At 41.8% G+C, this 24,941-nt stretch carries 28 protein-coding genes; 2 read left to right on the forward strand and 26 right to left on the reverse strand.

All coding sequences use genetic code 11. The annotated features are described in order from the left end of the window. Positions 1-24 precede the first annotated feature (24 nt). From FNK51_RS02040 to ssb, 3 genes are all read right to left on the reverse strand, one after another. Positions 25-993, reverse strand: coding sequence for an ABC transporter ATP-binding protein (locus FNK51_RS02040; protein ID WP_141992299.1), 969 nt, complete (start codon positions 991-993; stop codon positions 25-27). Beyond that, a complete protein-coding gene (locus tag FNK51_RS02045; RefSeq protein WP_181762156.1) occupies positions 974-1,978 on the reverse strand; it encodes an ABC transporter ATP-binding protein in 1,005 nt (334 codons plus the stop codon). The genes FNK51_RS02040 and FNK51_RS02045 overlap by 20 nt, the downstream gene beginning before the upstream one ends. 514 nt (positions 1,979-2,492) lie before the next feature. Then, positions 2,493-2,855, reverse strand: coding sequence for a single-stranded DNA-binding protein (gene ssb, locus FNK51_RS02050; RefSeq protein WP_141992301.1), 363 nt, complete (start codon positions 2,853-2,855; stop codon positions 2,493-2,495). A gap of 354 nt (positions 2,856-3,209) precedes the next feature. On the opposite strand from ssb, the gene FNK51_RS02055 reads away from it, so the two are divergent. Continuing rightward, on the forward strand, positions 3,210-3,644 hold the full coding sequence (locus FNK51_RS02055) for a YwpF family protein (RefSeq protein ID WP_098371631.1): 435 nt from the start codon (positions 3,210-3,212) through the stop codon (positions 3,642-3,644). Between the two features lie 113 nt (positions 3,645-3,757). Here FNK51_RS02055 and FNK51_RS02060 read toward each other — a convergent pair whose 3' ends face one another. The 8 genes from FNK51_RS02060 to spoIIQ form a co-directional block, all read right to left on the reverse strand. Further along, on the reverse strand, positions 3,758-4,051 hold the full coding sequence (locus FNK51_RS02060; RefSeq protein ID WP_141992302.1) for a hypothetical protein: 294 nt from the start codon (positions 4,049-4,051) through the stop codon (positions 3,758-3,760). Between the two features lie 289 nt (positions 4,052-4,340). Next, the gene (fabZ, locus tag FNK51_RS02065; RefSeq protein ID WP_141992303.1) at positions 4,341-4,769 is read right to left on the reverse strand and encodes a 3-hydroxyacyl-ACP dehydratase FabZ; all 429 of its coding nucleotides are present in this window, start codon (positions 4,767-4,769) and stop codon (positions 4,341-4,343) included. A gap of 128 nt (positions 4,770-4,897) precedes the next feature. Beyond that, positions 4,898-5,152, reverse strand: a complete 255-nt coding sequence (locus FNK51_RS02070; protein WP_098371633.1) for a DNA-directed RNA polymerase subunit beta — start codon at positions 5,150-5,152, stop codon at positions 4,898-4,900. 168 nt (positions 5,153-5,320) lie between these two features. Further along, the gene (locus tag FNK51_RS02075) at positions 5,321-6,163 is read right to left on the reverse strand and encodes a flagellar hook-basal body protein (protein ID WP_141992304.1); all 843 of its coding nucleotides are present in this window, start codon (positions 6,161-6,163) and stop codon (positions 5,321-5,323) included. A gap of 54 nt (positions 6,164-6,217) precedes the next feature. Continuing rightward, positions 6,218-7,057 carry a flagellar hook-basal body protein gene (locus tag FNK51_RS02080; RefSeq protein ID WP_098371635.1) on the reverse strand — a complete coding sequence of 280 codons (840 nt, stop codon included), beginning with the start codon at positions 7,055-7,057 and terminating at the stop codon, positions 6,218-6,220. 279 nt (positions 7,058-7,336) lie between these two features. Next, complete coding sequence (mreB, locus tag FNK51_RS02085) at positions 7,337-8,338, reverse strand: rod shape-determining protein (protein ID WP_076368333.1); 1,002 nt, start codon at positions 8,336-8,338, stop codon at positions 7,337-7,339. A 309-nt stretch (positions 8,339-8,647) separates the two neighbouring features. After that, a complete protein-coding gene (gene spoIIID / locus FNK51_RS02090) occupies positions 8,648-8,920 on the reverse strand; it encodes a sporulation transcriptional regulator SpoIIID (protein ID WP_034315767.1) in 273 nt (90 codons plus the stop codon). Positions 8,921-9,354: 434 nt separating this feature from the next. Further along, a complete protein-coding gene (spoIIQ, locus tag FNK51_RS02095; protein WP_141992305.1) occupies positions 9,355-10,293 on the reverse strand; it encodes a stage II sporulation protein SpoIIQ in 939 nt (312 codons plus the stop codon). Positions 10,294-10,445: 152 nt separating this feature from the next. Between spoIIQ and FNK51_RS02100 the strand changes: the two genes are divergently transcribed. Further along, positions 10,446-10,871, forward strand: a complete 426-nt coding sequence (locus FNK51_RS02100; RefSeq protein WP_076368335.1) for a VanZ family protein — start codon at positions 10,446-10,448, stop codon at positions 10,869-10,871. A 20-nt stretch (positions 10,872-10,891) separates the two neighbouring features. Here FNK51_RS02100 and spoIID read toward each other — a convergent pair whose 3' ends face one another. The 15 genes from spoIID to FNK51_RS02175 form a co-directional block, all read right to left on the reverse strand. Further along, positions 10,892-11,929, reverse strand: a complete 1,038-nt coding sequence (gene spoIID / locus FNK51_RS02105; RefSeq protein ID WP_260397942.1) for a stage II sporulation protein D — start codon at positions 11,927-11,929, stop codon at positions 10,892-10,894. 204 nt (positions 11,930-12,133) lie between these two features. Continuing rightward, on the reverse strand, positions 12,134-13,435 hold the full coding sequence (murA, locus tag FNK51_RS02110; RefSeq protein ID WP_098371638.1) for a UDP-N-acetylglucosamine 1-carboxyvinyltransferase: 1,302 nt from the start codon (positions 13,433-13,435) through the stop codon (positions 12,134-12,136). 32 nt (positions 13,436-13,467) lie between these two features. Beyond that, positions 13,468-14,217 carry a YwmB family TATA-box binding protein gene (locus FNK51_RS02115; RefSeq protein WP_098371639.1) on the reverse strand — a complete coding sequence of 250 codons (750 nt, stop codon included), beginning with the start codon at positions 14,215-14,217 and terminating at the stop codon, positions 13,468-13,470. 160 nt (positions 14,218-14,377) lie between these two features. Then, positions 14,378-14,620, reverse strand: coding sequence for a DUF1146 family protein (locus FNK51_RS02120; protein WP_034315776.1), 243 nt, complete (start codon positions 14,618-14,620; stop codon positions 14,378-14,380). Positions 14,621-14,769: 149 nt separating this feature from the next. Continuing rightward, entirely contained in the window at positions 14,770-16,296 is a 1,527-nt protein-coding gene (nuoN, locus tag FNK51_RS02125) for an NADH-quinone oxidoreductase subunit NuoN (RefSeq protein ID WP_098371640.1), read from the reverse strand. Between the two features lie 3 nt (positions 16,297-16,299). Then, positions 16,300-17,823, reverse strand: a complete 1,524-nt coding sequence (locus FNK51_RS02130) for a complex I subunit 4 family protein (RefSeq protein ID WP_141992306.1) — start codon at positions 17,821-17,823, stop codon at positions 16,300-16,302. Next, a complete protein-coding gene (gene nuoL, locus FNK51_RS02135) occupies positions 17,820-19,691 on the reverse strand; it encodes an NADH-quinone oxidoreductase subunit L (protein WP_141992307.1) in 1,872 nt (623 codons plus the stop codon). The genes FNK51_RS02130 and nuoL overlap by 4 nt, the downstream gene beginning before the upstream one ends. Positions 19,692-19,725: 34 nt before the next feature. Next, positions 19,726-20,040 (reverse strand): NADH-quinone oxidoreductase subunit NuoK, encoded by a 315-nt coding sequence (nuoK, locus tag FNK51_RS02140; protein ID WP_098371643.1) that lies wholly within the window; start codon positions 20,038-20,040, stop codon positions 19,726-19,728. Then, a complete protein-coding gene (locus FNK51_RS02145) occupies positions 20,037-20,555 on the reverse strand; it encodes an NADH-quinone oxidoreductase subunit J (RefSeq protein WP_076368342.1) in 519 nt (172 codons plus the stop codon). The genes nuoK and FNK51_RS02145 overlap by 4 nt, the downstream gene beginning before the upstream one ends. After that, the gene (nuoI, locus tag FNK51_RS02150; RefSeq protein ID WP_048685828.1) at positions 20,552-20,971 is read right to left on the reverse strand and encodes an NADH-quinone oxidoreductase subunit NuoI; all 420 of its coding nucleotides are present in this window, start codon (positions 20,969-20,971) and stop codon (positions 20,552-20,554) included. The genes FNK51_RS02145 and nuoI overlap by 4 nt, the downstream gene beginning before the upstream one ends. Before the next feature lie 33 nt (positions 20,972-21,004). Next, positions 21,005-22,012, reverse strand: coding sequence for an NADH-quinone oxidoreductase subunit NuoH (nuoH, locus tag FNK51_RS02155; RefSeq protein ID WP_141992308.1), 1,008 nt, complete (start codon positions 22,010-22,012; stop codon positions 21,005-21,007). Continuing rightward, positions 22,013-23,110, reverse strand: coding sequence for an NADH-quinone oxidoreductase subunit D (locus FNK51_RS02160; RefSeq protein WP_098371645.1), 1,098 nt, complete (start codon positions 23,108-23,110; stop codon positions 22,013-22,015). 5 nt (positions 23,111-23,115) lie between these two features. Further along, positions 23,116-24,036, reverse strand: coding sequence for an NADH-quinone oxidoreductase subunit C (locus tag FNK51_RS02165; RefSeq protein WP_141992309.1), 921 nt, complete (start codon positions 24,034-24,036; stop codon positions 23,116-23,118). After that, complete coding sequence (locus FNK51_RS02170) at positions 24,037-24,513, reverse strand: NuoB/complex I 20 kDa subunit family protein (protein WP_170946902.1); 477 nt, start codon at positions 24,511-24,513, stop codon at positions 24,037-24,039. Positions 24,514-24,539: 26 nt separating this feature from the next. Then, on the reverse strand, positions 24,540-24,914 hold the full coding sequence (locus FNK51_RS02175) for an NADH-quinone oxidoreductase subunit A (protein ID WP_076368347.1): 375 nt from the start codon (positions 24,912-24,914) through the stop codon (positions 24,540-24,542). Positions 24,915-24,941: the final 27 nt, after the last annotated feature.

The raw sequence follows: 24,941 nt of genomic DNA on the forward strand, positions 1-24,941 counted from the left end.
TTGCGAATTTATGTATACGTCGTGTCAATTGTATAAATGACAAGCAACGTAGTGACCAGGTTTATGTTCATTCAGGATTGGCTTTTCCGTACTGCATCCTGCAATCGCCTTCGGACATCTCGTATGGAATGGGCAGCCTCCGGGCGGGTTTGATGGGCTTGGAACATCTCCCTGCAGGATTACCCTATCCCCTTTGTATCCCACATCCGGGATCGGCACGGCTGATAGTAAAGCCTGCGTATATGGATGAAGCGGATCTTCATAAAGTCCTTCACTTTCCGTCAATTCAACTATATGTCCAAGATACATGACACCGACACGGTCGGAGATATGCCTCACCACTCCAAGATCATGGGCAATGAACAAGTAGGTCAAATCAAAATCTTCCTGCAAATCCTGCAACAAATTCAGGACCTGTGCCTGGATCGACACATCCAGTGCAGATACCGGCTCATCGGCAATGATCAGTTTGGGTTTGACTGCAAGTGCCCTCGCGATGCCAATACGCTGCCGTTGGCCCCCACTGAATTGATGCGGATACCTCTTAGCATGGTAACTGCTTAAGCCAACAACCCTAAGAAGTTCCTGCACACGGGCCTTTCGCGCCCTTTTATCTTTTACCCCATGAACGATGAGCGGTTCTTCCAATATTTTTTCAATAGTATGCCTGGGATTGAGGGAAGCGAATGGGTCCTGGAAGACCATCTGCATTTCACGGCGCATCTTTCTCATTTCACTGGAAGATAAAGCTGTCAGGTCCTTTCCTTCGAAATAAACATTACCCTCACTCGGCTCAAGCAATCGAAGCAATAACCTTCCCGTCGTAGACTTTCCGCAACCGCTTTCACCGACAAGTCCTAAGGTTTCCCCTTTATAAATGGAAAAAGACAAACCATCAACTGCCTTGACCTCTCCGATGGTCTTTCCCAGAACCCCTCCTTTGATTGGAAAATGCTTCTTTAGGTTTTCTACCTTAACCAATGTTTGATTCATGCAAGGCAGCTCCTTTCCCATCTTCATACAGCCAGCAGCGAACATGCTGACCCTCATCGAATTTCAATAGAGACGGGGTCTCATTTATACATTGCTCCATAGCATGGGAGCACCGGGGGGCAAACTGGCACCCGAGGTTGCTTGTCCCAGGTTTTGGCACATTACCCGGTATCGAGTAAAGGCGATCTTTCTTTATTCGCATATCAGGAATCGACTGAAGTAAACCGACCGTATAAGGATGCTTAGGGTTTTGGAAAATCGTTTGCACATTTCCTTCCTCTATCACCTTGCCGGCATACATGACAATGACACGTTCACACATTTGCGCCACTACCCCAAGATCATGGGTAATCATCATGATTGCCGTGTCTGTTTCTTTATTTAAATTCTTCATTAACTCTAGGATTTGTGCCTGGATCGTCACATCCAAAGCCGTTGTCGGTTCATCGGCTATAAGGAGTTTCGGCTCGCAAATCATGGCCATTGCTATCATGACCCTTTGTCTCATTCCACCTGAAAGCTGATGCGGATATTCTTTGAGCAATTCCTCGGCACGGCCAAGCCCTACCAGCTTCAACATTTCAACCGCTCTATGTCGGGCCTGTTTTTTGTTCCATTTTTTATGTATCCGAAGCGTCTCGACCAACTGCTCGCCAATAGTGAACACAGGATTCAAGCTTGTCATCGGTTCCTGGAATATCATCGCTATATCATTCCCGCGAATTTTTCTCATTTTCGCTTCAGAAGCATTTACGATGTTCTCTCCTTTAAAAAGGATTTCCCCTTCCACCTTACCAGCCGGCGAAGGAACCAGACCCATGATGGACAGAGAAGTTACGCTTTTTCCGCATCCCGATTCTCCTACAATCCCTAGAACCTCACCAGGATTGACATAGAAATCGATTGAATTCACGACAGGAATCACCCCATCGTCAGTACGAAAACTGGTTCGCAGCCCATTCACCTTAATAATTGGTTCGTCCATCAAATCACTTCCTATATATAACTTTTTTTCCAATTATATTATTGGGTTTATTATTGCATCAAAATTAAAATATTACAATATATTTTCTAAAAATTCTAATTTAACAGAATTATTTTTTTATTTTTCTCTTTTACACACATTTTGGCACAAAAAAATGACTGCTTATTTGCAGTCATTACAAGGGGGAAATCAGATAACTCGATTTTATTGAGGGTAAATCGAGGTTTCCAGCGGGGAAGAAGCTATATTAGCTTTTGGGGAATGAATGGATGAAAGATAATCTATATACTACTGTCGAGTTTGACTAAATTGTGCTGAAAAACTGTGCATGTATTTTTCATTATGGTCATATAAATACTTTTATTGTTTCCAATGCAGTAAGCATCAAATTGATCTGTCCTACGTTTTCACATGGGTCTTCACCACATGGCGGGATAAACCCACTCGTACATTTTCTTGAAAACAAACTTGCTTCCGTCCTGTGGCACGCCATCATACCAACCTCCACGTAACACTATAAACCAATATGTTCAAAATCTTTGGGCTTAACATCATTTTGTTTAGACCCAATGAATTGAACCCTCTCGGCAACCACTTCAGTTACATATACATATTTGCCCTCCTGATTTTCGTATCTCCTTGTTTGTATTCTGCCAGTTATGCCGATCGTTGCACCTTTTTTACAATATTGAGCAGTATTTTCAGCCGACTTTTTCCATATGATACACTGTACGAAGTCCGCCTCATAGTTACCGACAGTATTACGGAAGTTCCGGTTGACTGCTAACGTGATATTGGAAACAGCCTTGCCATCGGGTGTGTATCTTAATTCGGGATCCTTCGTAAGCCTGCCGACGAGGGTAACTTGGTTAATCATCTTTTCACTCCTTCCTCTTTAATATGCTTTAATCATACTCTTTCTTCCATCGATTAAAAAATCGAGGAAATGGTCTTATTACACCATTTTTCTTCATAAAAAACCGTTTGGATTGATGCAAAATCATTTTTTATTGACTAAAATCAGGTGAAAAGCGAATAGTTAACAAAATTAAATATTTTGCAAATTTTTATTCTATCCTTCATAATTTAGACAAATGTTGGGTTTTCATTTCATTAAGGGACTTTTTTTTAGTATGATATAATTACCTTTAAAAGGATTAAATCGATATGTACCAAAATTACGTTTAAGAGAGGTAATACCGCTCTTTCTTGCAAGAAACGGAGGAATTAGATGAAATCATTTAAATTGATCTCGTTGCAAATTGTTACTGAAAATTTAAACTTGATTGATATCGCATTAACAGATGGACTGATAATAAATAAAGAAAACGACGCCAGAACATGGTTACTGGAAGCCTTTGTAGAAGAAAATCATTTCAATAAGCTTCAACCCTCACTTCCCAATATAGACGGAGAGGTGTATATCCAGGCAGTCATTACCAAAAAGGACAATGAACCGGCTTTGTTCCACACGGTTTTACGAACAATAAGAAAAGTGGGCAACCATTATAGCCTTTTATTTGTTGGCCACATCAAAAAAACACGGAGCAAATATGCTGAACTCCTTCTTGAAGATTTGGTCCAAAAAGGTCTATCCGGCGATGAATTAATAAAAGAGTTCAAGCAAAAAATCCGCTCAAAGCCTAAATTAGCAACTAATAAATAAATACCCTTCCCATATTTCCCATCCCTAATCGAATGCACATAAAAAAGACTGACTTAGACGAATAAGGATACAAATCCTCTTCTTACCTAAGCCAGTCTTTGTCATTCTGCTAATTACTTATTGTCGTCGTCTTTTTTATCTTTAATCAAGTCATCCGCATCATTATCGACGTTATCATCGACGTTATCATCGACGTTATTATCGCCGTTATCAAGCACTCCATCATCATCGTTATCATTCATATCGTTATCATCGTTGTTATCATTTACATCATTGTTATCATCTTCTATGATGTTGTTATCATCTTCTGGTGCGGGATTGTTGTCATTATCATTCGTTCCACATCCAGCAAGGAACATAATAGATAATAAAGATCCCCCAATTAGTGCAAAAATTTTCTTCATCATTTTTGGCAACCTCCCTTCTTTCTTTATCATTAGTTATTTTGCCCGAATGTGAAAATAACTTGCGCCCTATTTTAAATTTAAAAAGAAAAATTCGCTTTGCTTAATCATAAAAAAATGCCGGACATATAAAATGTCCGGCATTCAAAGGGAGAATAGAAAGATCTAAAAACGGCTCTTGCTTTAAAAAAGCAATGCAGTGCTTTTTATATACACCGCTTCACGATTCCTTAAACCATTTTTCGATAAATACAGTTAAAACATTCCATTTCCCTTTCGCGGAAAATGAATCTTATTTGTCACCAAAAGCAAACATGATATCGGCTTCACATGCTGTTTCTCCATCTACCGTTGCCACTGCTTTCCCTTTACCCATTGACCCTCTCATACGCACTATTTCCACTTCCAGACGCAGCTGATCACCTGGTTTAACTTGCTTTTTAAAGCGGCAATTATCAATCCCAGCGAAAAAAGCAAGCCGTCCTTTGTATTCTTCTTGTTTCAAAACGGCTACAGCACCGACTTGCGCTAATGCCTCTACAATCAAAACTCCAGGCATAACTGGATAATCGGGGAAATGGCCATTAAAGAATTCTTCATTTGCTGAGACATTCTTCAATCCAACCGCTTTTTTCCCTTCATCTATTTCTATGATCCGGTCGACTAATAAGAATGGGTAACGATGTGGGATAATTTCCTTTATTTGTGTGATATCAAGCATACATGTTCCTCCTATGACTAAAATATTTCTAACATAACATAAACTCGCCCCTGTCATGTAGACAGAGGCGTAGTTGCCATGTAATATAAATCCGATAACGACAGCAACTACTTCAAAAAAACATGGAACTACGCGCCCTTGTTCACTATATCAATAATATGGGTCCATGTGGATTTTTGGAAAACATCCATTGCATGTCCTCCACCAATCACACTATATCCTAATAGTGCCCCGGATAATACAGCAATGAAAATCAATCCAATAACAATGAGTAAACGAAGCCAAATTGGCAAAAGACGGACCTTGATTCTACGATTCGGTTTCGCCTCAACTTCCTTTATCTCTTCTTCAATTTCTTGTCTCATTACACGATTTTGTTCCATATAGAATGTGAAAGCTCCTTTTAAGAAAACTCGCCGACTGATTTTCCCTATACACCAGAAATTCAGCAGCTATGCAAAATGATCGGCACGAATGATTCTCTTTGTTATGAATACATTATAACCGATTTGCTCTAATTCCGCAGGGAGACATTTTATTTACCAGATACCTTAACGGATTCCATTGACCAATCCGCTCATTTGATCAGCCATCGTTACAGCACGGGATTGAAATTGGTAAGACCTCTGAACATTGATTAGATCCGTCATTTCTTTGGAAAGATCGACATTTGATGACTCCAAAGACCCTTGACGGACTGCTGCCCGGTTGCGGGAATCCCCTGTTAATGCAGTCATGATATCGTCTTCAGTAACACCCAAGGCATTGAAGTTTTTGGGCAGTCCAAGTAAATTTTCGCCTAGCCGGTCAAGAAATTGCGTTTTCTTGACCGAGACGATTCCGAGCCCAAAACTCTTTTCGCCATATTCTTCCGTATCCACTATCAATAAGCCATTTTCTGAAATCTTAATGTCTTTAATATTCCCCTCAATGAGGATCGGTTCACCATTTTCATCAAGGACTTTATGTCCAGCAGAGGTAACGAGCATCATTCGGTCGTTAGCATTAGGAGATAAATAAAAGGCCCCATCCCTTGTAAGCCTTGTATTGACCCCTTTATCGTCATGAACGCTTACGGTGAAGAATTGGTCATCCCGGGTGAATGCAGCATCAAGGTTGCGGTCCGTCGTTTTTAAGGCTCCCTGTGAAAGCACCAATTGAGATTGGCTTATCATAGCACCTGTTCCTTGCCGGATTCCAGGTGTGGTCAATCTTCCTTTTTCCTTGGTCTCACCCGGTTGATTATTGAAACTCTGTGTCAATAAGTCATTGAAACTCGTTTGGGTCTTTTTGTAGGCGGTCGTGTCCGCATTCGCGATATTATTACCTATTTGGTCGATTTTACTTTGAAGTTGGTTCAGCGTATTCGTCGCCGTCATCATCGTCCGATTCATGGTTTTTCCCCTTACATGTTCAAATTTCCAAAATCATTTTTCCCTACTGTTTAATTAAAGCCTGCCAACTTCATTGACCGCTTTATCCAAACTTTTATCATAGGCTTGAAGAACCTTCTGACTCGCTTCAAAAGAGCGGTATGCCGACATCATTTCTGTCATCGTTCTCGATTGGTCAACATTGGAGCCTTCAAGAAAACCTTGCTTAGTAGAAAAACCGACATCTGCAGCAGCATATGCGCTAGGTAAATCCCCATCATTCACAGCCTTGTACAGGCCTTCCCCATCCTTCATGAGCTGTAATGACGGATCATCCGAATAACCGATGCCCATACGTGCGATTTGAACATTTCCTTCTAAAATAACACCGTTTTCCGCTACTGTGAATTGATCGCCATCAAGCTGGATCTTTTCATTATTTTCGTTCAATACATAATGACCGGAAGGCGTAGTCAGATAACCTTGCCCATCCAGGGTGAAACTGCCGTTACGTGTATAACGGATAGCACCATCACCATCCTGGACAGTAAAAAAAACCGATCCTTGCCGACCCGTTTCTTCATTGATCGGAAGGTTTTCATCAACCAAGGAAATATCCGTATTAAGCTGGGTTTCCTCCAATGTGCCCTGGGCAAATAAAGGATTCGCTTCCTGTACGTAAACACCCGTACTGAGCCCCCCAACCTGGGATAAGTTAGACATGCTCAATTTGCTCTCCGTAGGAACCGTTTTACCACCTATGTTGCTTATGAGCATTTCCGGAAAAGACCTTACACTCATTTGATCCGCTTTATACCCTGTTGTATTCGCATTGGACATATTGTTTGTGAGCAATTCTGTGCGCCTTTGCTGTGTAAGCATCCCGGAAGCAGCCGTATAAAAACCTCTTAACATCTTCTTCACTCCTCAATTTACATAACTTATCCCGTTCAATTTCTCATATCTATCTTATCGGTCATGAACATCAGTATCTTAAGGAAAAGGGACAGCATTAGGCAGAAGAATTTGTCTATATCGTAGGCTAGGTCAGATTTAAAGGAATGGTGTTAAATTCTCGATTAAAAGAAGAGGGCCTATTGCTCATCTGTACTAGAACTGCACGCACTTTCACTATGCCTCACGTTTGTCTGAACCTTAGACCCCTATCTTATGATGCGGATTTCCATCCGCTTTTTAGTTGAATTTGTGCCGTGGCAATTTATCCATATTATCAAGCATGATACCGGTTCCGATTGCTACACAATCCATTGGCTGCTCGGCAACAAGTACTGGGACCTTAAGTTCTTCAGCAAGGAGTAAATCAATCCCGTGAAGCAATGCTCCTCCGCCTGTTAAAATGACGCCGCGGTCGATGATATCAGCAGAAAGTTCTGGCGGTGTCCGCTCAAGCACGCTTTTTGCAGCTTGTACAATGATGGAAACCTGCTCGCGAAGAGCCTCCTCAATTTCTTCCGAGTTGACCGAAATGGTTCTAGGCAATCCCGATACCATATCGCGCCCACGGATATCGATGACTTCATTACGAGATCCAGGGAAGACGGTTGCAACCTGGATTTTAATGTTTTCCGCTGTGCGCTCACCAATAAGGAGCTTGTACTTCCGCTTGATATAATTTAAAATTTCATTATCGAATTTGTCACCGGCCATTTTGATAGAAGAAGATGTAACGATATCCCCCATTGAAAGAACGGCAATATCCGTTGTACCCCCGCCAATGTCTACGACCATATTGCCGCTTGGTTGAAAAATATCCATACCGGCACCGATAGCAGCCACTTTTGGTTCTTCTTCAAGGAATACTTTTTTCCCGCCGCTTTTTTCAGCAGCTTCTTTAATCGCTTTTTGTTCGACACTTGTTATGTTGGTCGGGCAGCAGATTAAAATTCTAGGCTTTGAAAGGAAGCCTTTCACATTCAATGTATTGATAAAATGCTTAAGCATCGATTCTGTTACATCAAAATCCGCAATGACACCGTCTTTTAAAGGACGGATTGCGATGATGTTTCCTGGAGTACGGCCTACCATTTTACGAGCTTCTTCCCCGACGGCAAGAACACGGTTCGTATTCTTATCAATCGCAACTACCGAAGGCTCATTTAACACAATTCCTTTACCTTTGACATGTATAAGAACATTGGCTGTTCCAAGATCTATCCCAATATCTCTAGCAAACATTTCTTAAATCCTCCTTGAATATCCTCACATATAACCTACTTCTGTCCTAATTGTTTATTTTACCATATTGCATTGGCACAAGTAAGTATGAATTATAAATAAACACTAATAAATACTATTATTCCCTTTTTTGCCAATATGTAAAAAAAATCGATGCCTTATGTACTAAATTTTCCGCATTTCCCCATAAAAAAAATCCCGGCATGGAACCGCAATCAAGGTTAAGAAAAAAGCTGACATTCACTTTCATGTCCCCTTATTCTGCCCCGATTGCCCTATTCACTTCCAATTGCCGGAATGATTCAAGTATCATTTAACGATTTCTTCTTCTCTTTCAGAACGTTTATATTTTAACTTTGTCGCTTCTCCACCTCTAAGGTGGCGAATGGATTTATGATAATCCAATATATCCTTCACTTCGTTAGCCAAATCAGGATTAATTTCCGGCAGCCTCTCAGTTAAGTCTTTATGAACCGTGCTTTTAGAGACTCCGAACTCTTTTGCAATGACGCGGACTGTTTTTCTAGTTTCCACGATATACTTTCCTATCTTGATAGTTCTTTCTTTGATGTAATCGTGCACACCACTCGACCTCCCCAAATTGGATGTGAGAAGTGTGAAATGAGATTCGTATTTTTCGAATCGAATACCGCTGCCCTATAAACAATGAAAGATAGAATTATTCACCTATTAGATAATTTGTAATAAACGATTCCTCACCTCAAACACTCTCTTTGCATGGTTTATAACATCTTATTAGCTTGGTTAAGAATATATGCCTAATGGGACAGGCGGTTTGGATATATTTCTGATTTTCATCTGTTTATTTTCATTAAGCGTAAATTATTTCCCGAGAAATTTGTCAGAAATTCAAAGGTTTCAGCATATTGGCCAATATTTCCTCGAAAAAAAAAAGGAAGCCGTTCAAAGTGAACGGCTTCCTTTTACCAAATTTTCAGTTGTTGTCTTTCGTAACGCTCTAGGTTTTTGTTTTGATTTTATTAAAAATCTTAATCTTAATTAGATTGATTTAACGAATCTTTTAAGGAATCGCTGTCTTCAGTTGTATCTTCACCAGGGACAGAGCCTTCCTCATCAGTGCCACTCTCTAAATCAGTGCTCTCGTCAGTTTCGTCAACTGCAGGTGTTTCCTCTTTATCAGCTTCAGATCCTTCGACTGCAGGTGTTTCTTCTTTATCAGCTTCAGACCCTTCGACTGCAGGTGTTTCTTCTTTATTAGCTGAATCTTCAAGTTCGCTGCCTTCAGCTTCAGTTGCCGATTGAATCGCAGAAGCTTGTTTATCAACAAAATCAAGTGGGTTTAAAGCAATGTTATCTTTTCTGATTTCGAAGTGTACATGTACGCCAGCCTCTTCATTGATTTGGCTTTTTCCAGCTGTAGCAATTGCTTGTCCTTGTTTCACTTTGTCACCGACTGCAACCTTAATGTCTTTAACAGATTGATAACGGGTAACAACTCCATCTTCATGCTCTACTTCAACTAAATTTCCAAGTAACGCATCGTCTTGAACTTTCGTTACATTTCCACTTAAGGAAGCTTTTACATCGAAAGTCTTTCCATCTTCCATTGCAATGTCTATACCTTTGTTTTGCTCATATCTATTGTTGTAGAATACCAATGCTTCTTCTTGTGCCTTTTCATCCGCATTCACATCATAAAACTGTTTCTTGATAACCGTTTTGTCCGCATCGGCTACAGGCATCTTGATTGTCTCAAGATTACTATTAACCTCTACAGAAGGCTCACCATAGTTTTTTCCTGTTTCAGCTGATTCCTCTTTACCATCTTTAGCTGAATCGTCAAAACTATTTTGTAATAAGAAGGCCGCGGCTAAGATTATGGCTGCACTTGCGATATAGATTGCTGATAATGCCCAACGTTGTTTTAGTATACGTCGGATTGTGGAAGTTGGTTTCTTTTCTTCCTCTCTCATATTAATCACCTCAGCAATCATTCTGAACATTTTGTTAAGATTATATACATTCAGGAAAAAAATTTTTTAGATTTATTTTGTGGAAATGAAACCGATTTTATTCGTAGAATGGTAAAATGTTTGGTATCTTACTGTTGAAGGATGTTTAAATCATGAAAAAAGCTTTTAAACTTGTGTTAACGTTATTGCCCTTTCTATATATGATTGCCATTTGGATAATGTCGAGCAACCCCGATGATATGATTCTTGATCTTCCCTCATCCTCAATTGACCGATTTATCAAAGAGGCACTTCATCTGGTCGAATTTGCCCTTTTGTATATATTATTAGTTTCCGCCCTTGCTGCAAACCAAAAACTGAAGCCTGGTTTAAGCCTGTTGGCGGCACTTGTGGCTTGCCTTTACGGAGTTATTGATGAATACCACCAATCTTTCGTCCCATACCGCTCCTCTACCTTAATAGACGTCATTAAAGATATCATAGGAGTAGCAGCAGTCTATTTTCATGTCCAATATCATTATTTCAAGCGTGAACGGGGCTTTTTGACCATTATAGAAAAATTAAGCGCAAAAAAATGAGAGATGGGGATTCCCATCTCTCATTTTTTTGCTGTCATCGTATTCAGCCACTTATTTGAAGACTGAACTTTGACTCCTTTATAATAATATTTCACGATGTCTTCATAGGTTTTACCTTCCCTGGCCATGCCATTAGCACCGTATTGGCTCATTCCAACTCCATGTCCGGATCCTTTTGTCGTGATGACAATCTGATTGCCCTGACGCTCCCAGTCAAAATCGGATGATGTCAGCCCGAGCTTCTCACGAATCTGTTTTCCTGTCATTTTCTTTCCTGCGATTTCCACTACACCTACGCGATTACCTGATGTTCTTTCAATGACAGTCCCTATTGATGTTCCCGAAGAAAGACTTACACCCAGTTTTTTTTCAAAATCGGCAGTATCCACTACAACTTTATTATAAAATTTTGGTGATTCTTCTTTATCCCACGGACTGGATACACTTTTTAAATAGGGATAATCAGCTTGCCAATAGTCCTCGGAATTCTCCGTGTAGCCATTACTGGTCGAAAAAAAAGTGGCAGTAATCGGTTTTCCTTCATAGGTTAAAATTTGACCCGCAGTTTCTTTTATAGCCTTGTTAATTTTTTGCATCTTCGATTTATAATCAGAGCCCCACTGTTTTTTCAGCTCATCATTATTCTTATAAACTTGGTGCATGACCGTATCGCTTACATCGGCACCATCCGGCAAGCCCAATCGACTTTCGCTTATAAGCTGATTGACAATGTAAGTTCTCGCTGTCAATGCTTGAGCCTTCAGCGCTTCTTCTTCAAAATCCGCTGGCATTTCAGCCGCAACCACACCAGTCAAGTACGATTCAATCGGCAGTTTTTCAATCTTTTTTGCAGATGTTCGGTAAACGGCAACTTCTACGGAACTCATTTCATTTGCTGCTACCTCTTTACCCTCATTCTTCACTTTCTTTTCTAATTGTTCGGTCAACTGCCCACTTGTCTTATCATTTGAAAATGGAAGCACAAGCACTGCCGGAATCATGATAATTACGAATGCTACTGCTATGAATAGTACGATCATCGGTTTGATTGCTTTCAAATTCCTGAGCCTCCCTACACTTGTTTTCTCTGCCGTATATAATCGTATCCAGCAGGTATCTTTACATAACAAATGTATGTCGAAGGACAAGCTTTTATGAATAGAAAAACGACATCTATTTAACTGTAGTCGATGAATCCGGATCAAGACAAAAAAAACCATTCACGGTTCAATGACTCGAACGTGAATGGTTCTATAAGCTATTTATGCGTTTAAATCTGCAATTTTTTTTGTTTCAGCAGGTACATCTTCGTTAATACGTTCCACATCTGCACCTAGGGATGCCAATTTACCATGGAAATTCACGTACCCTCTGTCAAGATGCTTCAGTTCTGTAACACGTGTAATGCCATCTGCAACCAATCCAGTCAGGATGAGCGCTGCTGCGGCACGTAAATCTGTTGCAGCTACTTCAGCACCTTGAATGTTAGTTGGTCCATTAACGATAACGGAACGACCTTCTATTTTAATATTGGCATTCATGCGACGGAATTCCTCAACATGCATAAAACGGTTTTCGAAAACGGTCTCCGTAATCATACTTGTTCCTTCAGCACGCAGTAATAATGCCATCATTTGCGATTGCATATCAGTCGGGAAACCAGGATGCGGCATTGTTTTGATATCAATGGCCTTCAAGGTTTTTGGACCGATAACGCGTAATCCATCTTCTTCTTCAAGAATTTCAACGCCCATTTCCTCCATTTTAGCTATAAGGGAAGTAAGGTGTTCAGGTACAGCTCCTTGAACAAGAACATTGCCGCCAGTAAGAGCGGCCGCAGTCATGAATGTACCAGCTTCGATACGGTCAGGTATAATCGTATGTTCAGTGCCATATAATTTATCGACACCTTCGATTCTCATCGTACCAGTACCGGCACCTCTGACTTTGGCACCCATTTTATTAAGGAGATTCGCAAGATCTACAATTTCAGGCTCTTTGGCCACATTTTCAAGAATAGTTATACCTTCAGCAAGTGTTGCTGCCATCATGATGTTTTCAGTGGCACCCACACTCGGGAAGTCAAGATACACTCTTGCACCCTTAAGTCTGCCTTCTACCTCGGCATCAATGAAACCATTGCCGACCTTCACTTTTGCTCCCATCGCTTCAAAACCCTTTAAATGCTGGTCGATAGGACGTGATCCGATGGCACAGCCACCAGGAAGAGCAACGCGGGCCCGGCCATTCCTTGCTAGTAATGAGCCCATCACTAAAACGGAAGCTCTCATTTTACGTACATATTCAAATGGTGCTTCTTCTAATAACTCTCTTGATGCATCTACAGTTACTTGATTGTCATGAAAGGCAACATCTGCATTTAAGTTGCGCAATACTTCATTGATTGTATATACATCGGAGAGCGTAGGAACATCTTTAATGATACTTTTCCCATCACTTGCTAATAATGTTGCAGCGATAACTGGCAAAACGGCGTTTTTAGCACCTTCTACTTTAACTGTCCCGCTAAGCCTTTTTCCGCCGCGGACGATGATTTTTTCCAAAAGTATTCCCCTCCGCGTCCATTTTCTCTATATTAATATTCAAACGTTATGATTGGTGTGCCAACTACAAAGTTCGTTCGGTCACCCAATCCTTCTGTCCGTAGCCCAAACTGCAAATTTAATTTTTCTTTTGTCAATGGTTGTTTAAACAAAGTTGAATGTGCAGATATAGATGTGAAGTTTGTTTCATGCACACTCTCAATTTCCCTTGCTTGGAACATATCTAACAGGTCTTCAGTTTTAGAGTTTAAAACCGAATCCATATTATCATTGATAGACCCTTTAATACAAGAAAAAATTGAAGGAGTTCCTATAAATAGGTCATTCACCCTGTTTTGGAACGTAGCAGTAAAAAATGCCGCATTGGCTTCCTTCCACTCTTTCCCCTCCACTTCGTAAATAACATAGGTAACTTTATCAAATTTCTCTTCCGTTGTCATTATTTTGATAGACTCGGTCAGACCTGAATCGACATTGTAAGTTAACGCCTCAGCCTTCCAGCCGGAAGCATCATCTTTCCGGTGCCATTGAAATTGAGGGTATTTTCGTTTTAAAGCTGTAACTTCGCTTTCAAACTCTTGTTTAGTTGTAATCTCTTTATTTATTTCTCTAGTGAGTACAGACCAATCCCCTATGTCCAAATCTTCATCTTTTTGTAACAGTCCCACCATTTTAACTATATCTGGTTTACTTTCTGCCACAATCGTACTATTCCCAATTAAAATCACCGTCAAACCGAGAAATACTATGTATGTTAACATTTTTTTGTTTAAATTAAACATGTTAAATCCCTCCCCTTTTACACATTCTTTCCATAAGGAGAGAGATCATACTTCAAGTTTTCCGACAATTGGTGACAACTTCCCCTTAAACTGGCAGGAAGCAAAAGCGAATACAAGAGAGTAGAATCATATTTTGCTATAAGAAAACTCTCACAGCTTATCAGTCATTACTAAACATATACGGAAGTTGGTTTGCAAATCCCAGGTAGTCGAGGAAGAAATTACTTACAACTGAACCGATGGCAACAGTTAATAAAATATATAAAACCCTGGCCTTGATGACCGAATTGGATCTTAACATTTTATCAAAATGTAATGCCTGTAAAGCCCACCAGGTAACTGCGATGAAAAACAAGTGTGCAATAATCCCTGTTAAAGCCTGCTGTCCCATTGCTGAAAACATGTACATACCTCCTAAAAGACACCCAAATTCTATTCTAACACAAAACTCCTGCATATTTGGAATTTAAAAGGAAGAATTGCAAAATATCTTTTTAAAACTGTAAATAGAGGCTTGATCCAATGGAACAAGCCTCTGATACAGGCATTATATCATTTACTCGAAATAAAGTCTGTAAATTCGCCAAATTGATCATGAATAAAATCAAAGGCAATATTTGGCGCCACCCCGAAAAGAATGGTGCCTATCACGCAAATGATCAACACGGCGTAAAGACCCGGACGAATTTTAATGACCTTCTCCGAATGAATGGGTCGGAAAAAGACCTGCACCAATAATCCGAAATAATACACATAGGAAACAATGGTTCCTGCAATCATGATTCCCGCAAGGACAAAATGTCCAGGCTCCGTTATGAATGTTCCTAGAAAAATATTGAGTTTGCCAATGAAACCTGTCGTCCCGGGAATTCCAGCAAGCGCCAGGATAAATACGGTGAATGCCATGGCAAGATACGGTGATTTCCTCCCCAGCCCTGCAAGAATGCTAATATCTTCTGACCCACTTTGACTGGAGAGCAGCTGAATGACTGCAAATACACCTATATTCATCAATACATAAGCCATTAGATAAAACCAGACAGTATCCAGCAGGAAATATCCCCCGCCCAATGTTGCCACTGCTACAAGCAGGTAACCCGCATGGGCGATGCTTGAATAGGCGAACAATCGTTTTAAATTTTGCTGCCTTAACGCAACCACATTTCCAATGATGATCGTCAGCCCCGCCAATGAAGCTATATAGATATTATTCTTTTCCAAAAAGTCGAGCGCTCCGAACGTATCACCCGAAGCTGTTAGGAATAACGAGAGAAAAATGCGCAGGATGATGATGAAACCCGCCATTTTCGAAATTACACTCAAGAAGGCTGTGACCGGTGTCGGTGCCCCCTCATAGACATCCGGCGCCCACATATGAAATGGGGCGGCAGCTATCTTGAAGGATACACCGACAAATACCATGAAGAAAGCGAGTCCCATAATGTATTGCAGCTGGCCGTCCGTCATTGCGGCCATCGTCCGGCTCATTTCGCCTAGATTGACGGAACCGGTCACTCCATATAAATAGCTCATTCCGAATAAAGTGATCGCTGTGGAAATGCCTCCGTTTATCACATACTTCATGGACGCTTCGTTGGACTTTCGATCATGCTTGCGTATTCCGACCAATATATAAGATGAAAGTGAAAGAAGTTCCAGTCCAACGAACAGCGTTATCAAATCACCGCTTGAGGACATGACCATCGCTCCAAGCAAAGCGGTCAGGAACAGGTAATAAAATTCCCCCCGGTGCTCCCGCAGCCCCTCTTGCGGTTCATATCCTTCAGCCAGAAGGATGATTAGGGCCGCTCCGAATAAAAGCAGCAGCTTAAAAGCTTTTGCAAATGAATCTAAACGAAACGTATCGGATAAGATACTGACCGTCTCAAAGGATAGCAGGCTAATTAATGACAAACATGCCAAAATGATTCCGGTTAACGCGAGCCATGCCAGTTTTCTCCGATCAAAGTGCTTCGGCCAGAATAGATCCAATATCGAAAGAAACATGGCCGTTCCAAGGATGATGAATTCCGGCATCATCGCTCCCCAATCATAAGAAAGCATCGTGTTCCAATCCATCCTTCATCGCCCCCCTAGAGCTAGCATCATGGCTTCAATCGTTCCTTGAAGAGGCCCGCCTAACAAATTTGGGTATACCCCGACAGTTATTATCAAACCGAGAAGAACCAATGCCGGCAAAAACTCCCAGCCCCTAAGGTCCCGTTTCTCTGTTTCTATCAAGCTATCATTTTTTCCAAAAGTCATCAGCATGACCGCCCTCAGTACATAAACAGCGGTTAATACCAGCCCGATCACACCTATTGCCGCAAGCAACGGCTGACTTTTGAATAAGCCAAGAAATACCATGAATTCACTGATGAAGCCGGACATGCCGGGCAAACCGAGTGAAGCCAGCCCGCTAGCTAACATAAATCCTGAAAAAATCGGCATCGACTTGGCCAATCCCCCAAGCTTAGGAAGCATCGTGGTTCCCGTCCGCTCATACAGCACTCCCACCAGGAAAAACAACAAAGCGGCAATTAGCCCGTGTGAGATGACTTGAAAAATAGCTCCCTGAATGCCCGCTTCATTCAAGGCTCCCAGCCCCATCATGACTATACCCATATGTGAGATTGACGAGTAAGCTAAAACGAGCTTGAAATCCGTTTGTACCAACGCTAGAAATGCACCATATAAAAAACTGAGGACCCCAAACAGGACAATGGTAAAGGCCAAGCTTTTATATTGTTCAGGAAATATCCCCATTCCAAACCGGATGATTCCATATGCCCCTATTTTCAATAGGACACCCGCATGTATCATGACTATGGATGGAGGTGCTTCTGCATGGACCCGCACCATCCAGCTGTGAAGGGGAAAGACGGGCAGCTTTATCGCAAATGCAACGAGAAAGGCGAGACATAAACCATATTTCATCGAACCGGATATGGGTGCAAAAAGCGAAACACCGCCCATTGTCATCATCTGTGTCAATGCCGCAATGTTAGTCGTACCTGTCCTGGCAAACAAAATCAAAATGGCCACCAATAAAACGGCCGAACCAATGCCATTATAAATCAGAAAACTATAAGAAGCTTTCTCCCTCTCCAGAAAGCCCCATCTACCAATTAAAAAGAAAGCAGGAATCAATGTCATTTCAAAAAAGATGAAAAAAAGGATCAAATTTTCTGCCGTGAAGACACCGAGCATTCCGATCTCCAGGATCAAAAATAACAAATAATACCCTTTCCAATCTTTTTTTATATAAATGGACGCGATTGCGGCCAGTGATGAAATGATTGTTGTCAGTAATATGAAGATGAGGCTTAATCCATCCAGCCCCAACTCAAAGTCAACCGTGAAGAGCTTGGGATCATACATCTCCAAGTTCCCAAACCTGATCCAATTCAACTTAATGTCAAATAAGGATAGGGCCACACCCGAATAATATTGGCTGCATAGAAAGAACGAGAGGAAAAGGGGAGGCAGTGTTCCGAAAAAGCCAAATTGTTTAATCGTCCTTTCCTCTTTTTTCGGCATAAGGGCAACCATCACTATGCCCAGCAGCGGTGAAAACACTAAAAGCGAGAGCAAATAGACATTCATCTTAGATACCCCCCAGTCACTGCAAAAATCACCAACAGTACCGCAAGTCCCAGAAAGGCTATCATGCCATATTGCTGTACCTGTCCCGTTTGCAGTTTAGACCCTATTTTCCCCAATCCTTCTATTGAACTTGTTACAGTGGAAACCAGGCCACCGATAATGAACCTTTCAATATAAGATAGGAATATACTAAAGCCTTTGATTGCATAACCTGCAGTAAGGTGGTAAATCTCATCTATATAATACTTATTTTCCAAAACCCTATATACCCCGGAGTTTTCTTTGACAAGCCATTCCCGAGGTAACTTCTTTTTAGCGTATATCATATAAGCAAGGTATATCCCGGCCAGCGATACAAGCACGGCCATCAACATGATCCAAACGGGCCCCTCACTATGGCTGGCGCCTAGAAGAGTTTCATTTCCCTCCACAAGCCACTCCCCAAGGAAAGTTCCAAACCACGGTGTTTGGATATACCCACCGATTACAGCAAGCAACGCCAATGCGAGCATCGGAATTAACATGATGGAAGGTGATTCCTTGACCTGTTTTACTTGACTGCGCGAGTCGCCTGCAAATATCATGAAAAACAGCCGGAACATATAAAACGCAGTTAAAAAGGAGGTAACCACCGCTAGACCAAACAATATATAACTACCATTCTCCCAGGCAGCCATCAGAATTTCATCTTTACTGAAAAAACCCGAGAGCAACGGAAACCCCGATATCGCCAAAGTGCCAGTCAAGAACAGCGGCCCAGTCCAATTCAACTTACCCCATAAACCGCCCATCTTTTCCATATCCTGTGTATGTATAGCGTGAATAACACTGCCTGCCGCCAAAAACAGCAATGCTTTAAAAAAGGCATGGGTCATTAAATGAAACACCCCGGCCACATATCCCGAAGTACCCAAAGCAAGCATCATAAAACCGAGCTGAGAGATTGTCGAATAGGCCAATACACGCTTAACATCCTTTTGCACTATGGCAATGCTTGCGGCAAATATGGCTGTAATTCCACCTGTTATTGCTACGACCTGCATCGCAGCAGAACTAGCCATAAATAACGGAAACATGGCCGCCACCAGGTAAACCCCTGCAGCAACCATGGTTGCTGCGTGTATCAATGCGGAAACCGGAGTCGGGCCTTCCATTGCATCCGGAAGCCATGTGTGAAGCGGAAATTGTCCAGACTTCCCAACCGCACCTATAAAAATCAAAATAGCGATTAAAGTCAGTTTTCCACTTGATATCATGCCCGATTGAACGGCTTGAAAGATCTCTCCATATTCAAAGCTGCCTGTTTCCCAGAATAGAAGAATGATGCCGATTAAGAGCCCTACATCCCCAATCCTGGTCATGATGAATGCCTTCTTCGCTGCAGCCTTAGCTTCCAGTTTATAAAAGTAAAACCCGATGAGCAGGAAAGAACCCACCCCGACCAATTCCCAGAAGATATAAAGCTGTAATAAATTAGGTGCCATGACTAGACCAAGCATGGCAAAGGTGAAGAAGCCCAGATAAGCATAAAAAATGGAGAATCGCACTTCACCCTTCATATACCCCTTCGAATATATCTGGACAAGCAGGCTGACAAGGGAAACGATCACAAGCATCAAGGCATTAAGCTGATTGATTTCGAATCCGGCTGTAAGTTGTGTCCCTCCGAAGGAAAGCCAATCTATCGATATATTATAAGTAGGTTCTTTAAATCGTTCTATCAGGACTAGCAACGATAAAACAAACGAAGCCAATGTACATATTATTCCTATAAAAGCCCCTCGTTCCCGCAACCGCCCGCCTGATAGAAGCAGAACCAGAAACGTGACGAGTGGAAAGATCGGTATGAGCCATGCGTGCTCCATCATCGTATCAAATCCCCTTCTTCATTTATATAAACCTTCAATTCTTCATTATTTCCATTTCATCGACATTGACCGTCTTCCGATTGCGATAAAGGGACATTAGTATAGCCAGCCCTACAGCTGCCTCGGCCGCAGCAATCGTAATCGTGAATAAGGAAAAAACTTGACCCGTAATGGATGGCGTTACCCCGAATTTACTGAAGGCGACTAAATTGATATTCGCGGCGTTCAGCATCAGCTCGATTGAAATCAAAACAATGACCGCATTTCTTTTCGTCAAGGCACCATACAGCCCTATACAAAATAAAACGAGTGCCAATACAAGGTAAGCCGACAAGGGAACTCCCGTCATGATCGATCTCCCTCCTCATCATCTTTTTTAGCCAATACGATGGCACCGACTAAAGCAACAAGCAGGAGTACCGACATCACTTCAAATGGAATCACATATTTTGAAAAAAGTTCGATTCCTATTTGCTTTGTATTTTCCTCATGCAAGGCCGTTGGCTGTACAGGTATATCCAGATTATAAATCCCCAGATAAACCGCCACGGCGAATCCAGCAATCGCTGCGAGCAAGGAAAATTTCCCCCAGCCCCCTTTAGCAGGTGCATCATTTTCCTGGTGCTTTGTCAGCATAATCCCGAATAGCATCACGATCGTGATTGCCCCTGAATAAATAAGGATTTGGACAATGGCGACAAACTCGGCCGAAAGCAACATATAAATGCCTGCAATGCCCAAGAAAGTAAAAACAAGTGCAATTACCATGTGCACCACTTTTGTTAAGGTAATCAGCAGCACCCCGCCTAATATCGCGACGAGTGCCAAACCAATAAAGGCAATTAATTCACCCGACAAACTCATACTTTATTCACCTTCCGGATATTTTCATCATTTTCATCCAGCCACTCCAGATTTTTAAATAGATGATCACGGCTATACTCTGCCAGCTCAAATTGATTCGTCATCACGATCGCTTCTGTAGGGCAGACCTCCGTACATAAATCACATAAAATGCAAATCTCGAAATTGATGTCATACGTATCGATGATTTTCCCTTTTTTCGATGGGTCCGGATGTTTCTTACCAGTTAATTGAATACAATCCGTTGGACAAATCGTCACGCATTGATTGCATACAATACACTTTTCAGGATAGAATTTTTGGATTCCGCGGAATCGGTCAGGGAGCGGAAGCGGCTCATTCGGGTAGTCATAGGTCACTTTTTTCCTCGTCAAGTTCTTTAATGTATAGGTTAAACCTTTTGCTAAACCAAGCATATAAATCCCTCGCTTTCCGACCAGCTTATGTTTCTAAAAAAGGTTAATCAATTCTTTTATTAGTGCCGTCAAAAATATATTTGCTAATGCAACCGGAAGCAGCACTTTCCATCCGAATTCCATCAATTGATCGGCCCTTATACGAGGAAAGGTTACACGAATCCAGACCAATACATAGAATACGGCACTGAACTTCAAACCGAACCAGATGGCTGCCGAAATAAAATCCAAAAACGGAATAGAATTCCATCCTCCTAAAAATAATACAGTGGTTAGCGTTGCCATTGCAAACATATACACATATTCGGATAACATAAAGAAAGCCCATCGAAATCCAGAGTATTCAACGTGATAGCCTGCAACAAGTTCGGATTCCGCTTCCGGAAGGTCAAAAGGAACCCTGTTCAACTCGGCAACCGCTGCAATAAAAAACACGATAAACGCAATCGGCTGAAGAAAAATGAACCAAACCTTTTCCTGGGCTGCAACTATATCATTCAAGTTTAAACTGCCTGTTAGGAGGACGATTCCCACTAGCGACATCACCAATGGGATCTCATAAGATATCATTTGCGCGGCTGCCCTCATTCCGCCAATCAAAGAATATTTATTATTGGAAGCCCAACCCGCAGTGACGATGCCGATGGTCGATATGCCGGATATCGCAATATAATAAAGCAGTCCGACACCTATATCCGCAAATTGGAAGGCATCGGTGAACGGCAAGGTGGCAAGGACCATGAAAGCAGGAGCAAAAGCAATTACCGGAGCTAAAATATATAACGGCTTATCAGCTTTTTTGGGTATCGTATCTTCCTTGATCAGAAGTTTCAAAACGTCAGCAACGGTCTGCAAGAGACCCCATTTCCCCCCAATTTGGTTTGGGCCGACACGCATTTGCATGAATCCCATGATTTTTCGTTCTGAAAGGATTCCATAGGTTACAAACCCTAATACGACGAACAGGAGCAGGACTGCCAAACCAAAAAAAATGCCAAAATTCAGTAGGCTTGGAGCGGAGTGGAGAAGATCCTTGATCATTTATCCATCAACCTCCCCTAAAACGATATCGATTGCACCTAATATCGTTATCAAGTTCGCCATATTTTCCCCTTCCAATAATTTCGGAAGAATTTGCAGATTATAAAATGAAGGTCTGCGAAATTTCAAACGGTATGGCTCCTTTTTCCCTTCACTCGCGATATAACAGCCTATTTCCCCTCTTGGCGATTCAATTCGGACAAATGCTTCACCCTTAGGAACCTTTATTATTTTAGGGACCTTAGCAAGGATCGGCCCTTCTGGAAATTGCTCAACCGCCTGCTCGATGATTTTCAGTGATTCTTCGATTTCTTCCATTCTACAGTGATAGCGTGAAAAGGCATCACCCTCTTCCCTTGTAGGAACATCAAATGTGAACCTGTCGTAAATGGAATATGGCTCATTTTTTCGTAAATCCCATTCCACACCTGTACACCTTAAGTTGGCACCGCTAAGCGAATACTGCAGAGCTTCTTCTTTCGTATAGATGCCTACCCCTTTAACCCGATTAACAAAGATTTCATTACCTGTCACAAGCTCATGGTAACCGGCAAGCTGCTCCCTCATATAAGGGACAAACTCGGCAACCTTCGCAATCCAGTCTTCAGGAGCATCCCATTTCACGCCTCCGACACGCATATAATTGAATGTAAGGCGCGCCCCTGACAATTCAGTCAATAAATTAACGATCATTTCACGTTCTCGAAATGCGTATAGGAAAGGGCTCGTCGCACCTATATCCAGCAAGTATGTACCCCACCAGACAAGGTGGCTTGCCACTCTGCCCAATTCCATTGCGATAACCCGCAAATATTCTGCCCTTTCGGGGATCTCCACCCCCATCATTGTCTCAACAGCATGGCAAAGCACATAATTGTTTGTCATTGCCGCTAGATAATCGAGCCGGTCGGTATATGGGATTATTTGTGTATATTGCAGATTTTCCGCTAGTTTTTCCGTACCGCGATGCAAATACCCAATGACAGGTGTTGCCTCTTTTATAATTTCACCGTCAATCTTGATGACAAGCCGAAAAACACCATGTGTACTCGGATGCTGCGGCCCGACATTGAGAAGCATTTCTTCCGTCCTTAACATTGGGCTTACACCTCCACATCATAAGGCTGATAATCTTTTCTAAGGGGATACCCTTTCCATTCTTCACCAAGTAAAATCCGCTTTAAATCAGGGTGTTCATAAAAGTTAATACCTAATAAATCATACGCCTCACATTCTGGCCAATTTGCTCCTGACCATAATGGGACCAATGATGGAATAACGGGAGAATCCCTATCAAGTTTCACTTTCAAGGCAACTGATTGGTTCATTTTGAATGAATGTAAATGTACATAGATTTCCATATGGGTTTCAAAGTCCGTACCATGAAGTTCCGATAAATACGAAAAGTTAAGCTGTTCATCGTACCGCAGAAATTTTGCTATTGAGAAATATGTATCCGGATTAGCCACTAAAGTGGGTACATCTTTTGATAATCTATTAATATAGTGCTCTAATAATGCCCCTTGTCCTATATGGCTCTCAATAGCAGAAACGATTTGATCCAGTTTCGACTGATTTGGGGAAAGTTCGCTAGGGGTGTTAACTTCCTCGCTTTCCTTTACAGCAGTCCTGCTCTTCGCAGCAGCAGCCGCTTTCGCTTTGGCCGCTGCCGCTGCTTTTTGCTTTGCTATATCCATTTCGCCTTCCAGCTTTTCCGCACTTTCAGCTTTCGCCTGTTTTCGGGCCAATGCAGCTGCCTTCGCCTTGGCCGCTGCCGCCGATTTTTGTTTCGCTTTATCCATTTCGCCTTCCGGCTTTTCCGCCGCTTCTTCTTTTGCCTGTTTTCTGGCTAATGCCGCTGCCTTCGCCTTGGCTGCTGCCTCCGCTTTTTGTTTCGCTTTATCCATTTCGCCTTCCGGCTTTTCCACCGCTTCTTCTTTCGCCTGTTTTCGGGCCAGTGCTTCAGCCTTCGCCTTGGCCGCTGCCTCCGCTTTTTGTTTTGCTAAGTCCTCCTTTTCACTCATCTATATCACCCGCTTTCCGGTTTTCGCCTCGTAACGGATTTTTTCTTTTAATTTATTGATCCCATAAATAAGTGCAGCTGGGTTTGGGGGACAACCCGGTATATATACATCGACAGGTACAATTTGATCTACCCCCTTGACCACTGAGTAAGAGTGAACATAAGGCCCACCAGCAGTTGCACAGGATCCCATCGCAATAACCCATTTCGGTTCTGGCATTTGTTCGTATAATCTACTTATTATTGGAGCCATTTTTTTCGTTACCGTTCCTGAAACAATCATGACATCTGATTGTCTGGGTGATGTCCGAAAAAATGAACCAAATCGGTCCAAATCATAATGAGAGGAACCGACACCCATCATTTCAATTGCACAACATGCCAAACCGAAAGTCATTGGCCAGAGTGAGTTACTTCTAGCCCAGCCTTTTATTTGCTCAAGTGTGGATAAAAAAATACTATGGCGCATTTCTTCCATTTCTTTAGGGGTAAGTTCATCCAACTTCAATTCCACTTTAACACCTTCTTTTTCCAAGCGTAGATTAGCCCAAGCATTAGGATCAGGACAAAAAACAGCATTTCAATCAAAGCAAACAGTCCGAGTTCATCATAGGCAACCGCCCATGGATAAAGAAAAACCGTTTCTACATCAAATATGACGAACATCAATCCGAATAGATAATACCTGACATTGAATTGAACCCTTGAATCCTGAAAAGGTTCGATTCCACTTTCATAAGTCGTATATTTCATATCTGTCGGTTTATACGGCCTTAGCAGTCTACCAAGAAATAAAGCGATCACAGGTAATAAAATGCCAAGACAAAGGAAAACAAATACAATTAAATAATTATTTTGGTAAATATGCAGCTGTCCCATGTTCATCTCCCTTTATGGATAATTCAT

The sequence above is a fragment of the Bacillus sp. B4EP4a genome (genome assembly GCF_006680105.1).
Lineage (GTDB): Bacteria > Bacillota > Bacilli > Bacillales > DSM-1321 > Peribacillus > Peribacillus simplex_E.

Coding starts and splice junctions, on each gene's coding strand:
- FNK51_RS02040 (WP_141992299.1), bottom strand. CDS start 993: ATGAATCAAACATTGGTTAAGGTAGAAAACCTAAAGAAGCATTTTCCA.
- FNK51_RS02045 (WP_181762156.1), bottom strand. CDS start 1,978: ATGGACGAACCAATTATTAAGGTGAATGGGCTGCGAACCAGTTTTCGT.
- ssb (WP_141992301.1), bottom strand. CDS start 2,855: ATGATTAACCAAGTTACCCTCGTCGGCAGGCTTACGAAGGATCCCGAA.
- FNK51_RS02055 (WP_098371631.1), top strand. CDS start 3,210: ATGAAATCATTTAAATTGATCTCGTTGCAAATTGTTACTGAAAATTTA.
- FNK51_RS02060 (WP_141992302.1), bottom strand. CDS start 4,051: ATGATGAAGAAAATTTTTGCACTAATTGGGGGATCTTTATTATCTATT.
- fabZ (WP_141992303.1), bottom strand. CDS start 4,769: ATGCTTGATATCACACAAATAAAGGAAATTATCCCACATCGTTACCCA.
- FNK51_RS02070 (WP_098371633.1), bottom strand. CDS start 5,152: ATGGAACAAAATCGTGTAATGAGACAAGAAATTGAAGAAGAGATAAAG.
- FNK51_RS02075 (WP_141992304.1), bottom strand. CDS start 6,163: ATGAATCGGACGATGATGACGGCGACGAATACGCTGAACCAACTTCAA.
- FNK51_RS02080 (WP_098371635.1), bottom strand. CDS start 7,057: ATGTTAAGAGGTTTTTATACGGCTGCTTCCGGGATGCTTACACAGCAA.
- mreB (WP_076368333.1), bottom strand. CDS start 8,338: ATGTTTGCTAGAGATATTGGGATAGATCTTGGAACAGCCAATGTTCTT.
- spoIIQ (WP_141992305.1), bottom strand. CDS start 10,293: ATGAGAGAGGAAGAAAAGAAACCAACTTCCACAATCCGACGTATACTA.
- FNK51_RS02100 (WP_076368335.1), top strand. CDS start 10,446: ATGAAAAAAGCTTTTAAACTTGTGTTAACGTTATTGCCCTTTCTATAT.
- FNK51_RS02115 (WP_098371639.1), bottom strand. CDS start 14,217: ATGTTTAATTTAAACAAAAAAATGTTAACATACATAGTATTTCTCGGT.
- FNK51_RS02120 (WP_034315776.1), bottom strand. CDS start 14,620: ATGTTTTCAGCAATGGGACAGCAGGCTTTAACAGGGATTATTGCACAC.
- nuoN (WP_098371640.1), bottom strand. CDS start 16,296: ATGGATTGGAACACGATGCTTTCTTATGATTGGGGAGCGATGATGCCG.
- FNK51_RS02130 (WP_141992306.1), bottom strand. CDS start 17,823: ATGAATGTCTATTTGCTCTCGCTTTTAGTGTTTTCACCGCTGCTGGGC.
- nuoL (WP_141992307.1), bottom strand. CDS start 19,691: ATGATGGAGCACGCATGGCTCATACCGATCTTTCCACTCGTCACGTTT.
- nuoK (WP_098371643.1), bottom strand. CDS start 20,040: ATGACGGGAGTTCCCTTGTCGGCTTACCTTGTATTGGCACTCGTTTTA.
- FNK51_RS02145 (WP_076368342.1), bottom strand. CDS start 20,555: ATGAGTTTGTCGGGTGAATTAATTGCCTTTATTGGTTTGGCACTCGTC.
- nuoI (WP_048685828.1), bottom strand. CDS start 20,971: ATGCTTGGTTTAGCAAAAGGTTTAACCTATACATTAAAGAACTTGACG.
- nuoH (WP_141992308.1), bottom strand. CDS start 22,012: ATGATCAAGGATCTTCTCCACTCCGCTCCAAGCCTACTGAATTTTGGC.
- FNK51_RS02160 (WP_098371645.1), bottom strand. CDS start 23,110: ATGTTAAGGACGGAAGAAATGCTTCTCAATGTCGGGCCGCAGCATCCG.
- FNK51_RS02165 (WP_141992309.1), bottom strand. CDS start 24,036: ATGAGTGAAAAGGAGGACTTAGCAAAACAAAAAGCGGAGGCAGCGGCC.
- FNK51_RS02170 (WP_170946902.1), bottom strand. CDS start 24,513: ATGGAAGAAATGCGCCATAGTATTTTTTTATCCACACTTGAGCAAATA.
- FNK51_RS02175 (WP_076368347.1), bottom strand. CDS start 24,914: ATGGGACAGCTGCATATTTACCAAAATAATTATTTAATTGTATTTGTT.